A 1,896-nucleotide genomic window follows, 5' to 3' on the forward strand; every position below is an offset into this window, starting at 1 on the left:
GTGTGGCGTGGCTGGGGCGCGGGGTGTGGGCGGTCGTCGCGGCCCTCTGCCGGTGGATCTTCGTCGTACCCGCCGTCGCCCTCTGGCGCTGGGTCCTCGCGCCCGTCGGACGCGCGCTCGCCGTCGTCGCCCGCGAGGTCGGCGCCGCGCTCGGCCACGCGTGGCGCATCGCCGGGCACCTCTCGCTCGCCGTGGGCCGCTTCCTCGCCAGGCTCCTGCGCTGGATCTTCGTGGAGCCGGTGCGCTGGGCCTACCGCTCCGTCCTGACCCCGGTCGGCCATCTGGTCCGCGCCGCGGTCTGGCGCCCCGCCGCCAAGGTGGTCAAGGAGGTGCGCGGCGCGACCCGCCAGGCCCTCACTGCGGCCCGCGCGAGCATGCGACAGGCCGGGGCCGACGTACGCCGCATGCTCCTCGGGGCGCCGAGACCGCCGGAACCGGCCCCCGTACCGGCGGCCCGGCGGGAACTCGACACGCCGGAGTTGCGTAATCTAGAGAAGAACCCCGGGAACGCGGTTTCCCCGCCTGTGCGGGGATGATCCCGGCCGGATGCCACCGGCCGGGCGTCATGCAGACCGCTCCCCGCTCAGGCGGGGGTCTTTCCCGGACCGCACACAAGGAGAAGTTCCCCTGGGCAAGCGACAGCCCGAAGGCCCGCCGCCCGCACCCGCGGTGCAGCGCATCCGCCTGCGCTACACCAAGCGCGGCCGCCTCCGGTTCACCAGCCACCGTGACTTCCAGCGCGCCTTCGAGCGCGCGCTGCGCCGCGCCGAGGTGCCCATGGCGTACTCGGCGGGATTCACCCCGCACCCGAAGGTGTCGTACGCCAACGCCGCACCCACCGGCACGGGCAGCGAGGCCGAGTACCTGGAGATCGCGCTCACCGCGCCGCGCGACCCGGCGAAGCTCCGCGCGCTCCTCGACGAGTCGATGCCCGCCGGGCTCGATATCGTCGACGCCGTCGAGTCCCGCACCTCGGGCCTCGCCGACCGCCTGACCGCCTCCGTCTGGGAGCTGCGCCTGGCCGGTGTGGAGAGGGCCGACGCGGCCCGCGCCGCCGAGCGGTTCCGGGCGGCGGAGACGGTCGAGGTGCAGCGCCGCACGAAGAACGGCATGCGCACCTTCGACGCGCGCGAAGCGGTCGTGAGCCTGGAGACGATCGCCGACGACGAGGCGATCACGCACGACACCGATAGGCCGAGAGACAAGCCCTGTGCGATACTGCGGCTGGTTGTTCGGCACGTAACACCTGCCGTACGACCTGACGACGTCCTGTCCGGTCTCCGAGCTGTGGCCGACCTGGCGCCGCCGGTCCCCGCAGCGGTGACCAGGCTGGCGCAGGGGCTTTTCGATGAAGAGACCGGCACGGTGACCGACCCGCTCGCGCCCGACCGCGAGGCAGTACCGGCCGCGACCACCGCGGCCGCCGTATCTGCCGCCGCGAAGGCGCCTGCGACGGAAGGCCCCCGTTAAGGACGTGCGTCAAAGCGCCGCCCTCGTATCCGGGAGCCACCTGGGTCGGGCAGCGCACTGACCGAGACTTTCGCCAGGCCGTCCGCAAGTGGGCGTACGGAACCGGCGAGACAAGACACAGAGAGCTCCCGTGCGGCGCCCACGCCCCCGGATGACGGCCCCGCGCACTGAGCGCGAGCCGTGGACATCACCGGACCAGGCGCGGCGCCCGGGAGCGTGACGGGAGAACCGCCCGCATGCTTGAGCCGAACGACCCCACCGAGGGCTCGCAGAACGACACCCCCAGCKACACCCTGCCGCCGCGCCGCAGGCGCCGCGCCTGGTCCGGTGATGTCCACGGCTCGCGCTCAGTGCGCGGGGCCGTCATCCGGGGGCGTGGGCGCCGCACGGGAGCTCTCTGTGTCTTGTCTCGCCGGTTCCGTACGC

At 73.7% G+C, this 1,896-nt stretch carries 1 protein-coding gene and 1 pseudogene; both read left to right on the forward strand.

What is annotated here, in order from left to right:
• Positions 1–536 (forward strand): annotated as a pseudogene (locus AB8Z36_RS39460) (hypothetical protein); the annotation flags it as partial.
• Between the two features lie 133 nt (positions 537–669).
• Positions 670–1,470, forward strand: a complete 801-nt coding sequence (locus AB8Z36_RS39465; protein WP_369218178.1) for a TIGR03936 family radical SAM-associated protein — start codon at positions 670–672, stop codon at positions 1,468–1,470.
• Positions 1,471–1,896: the final 426 nt, after the last annotated feature.

Source organism: Streptomyces flavofungini, assembly GCF_041028215.1.
GTDB classification, from domain to species: domain Bacteria; phylum Actinomycetota; class Actinomycetes; order Streptomycetales; family Streptomycetaceae; genus Streptomyces; species Streptomyces flavofungini_B.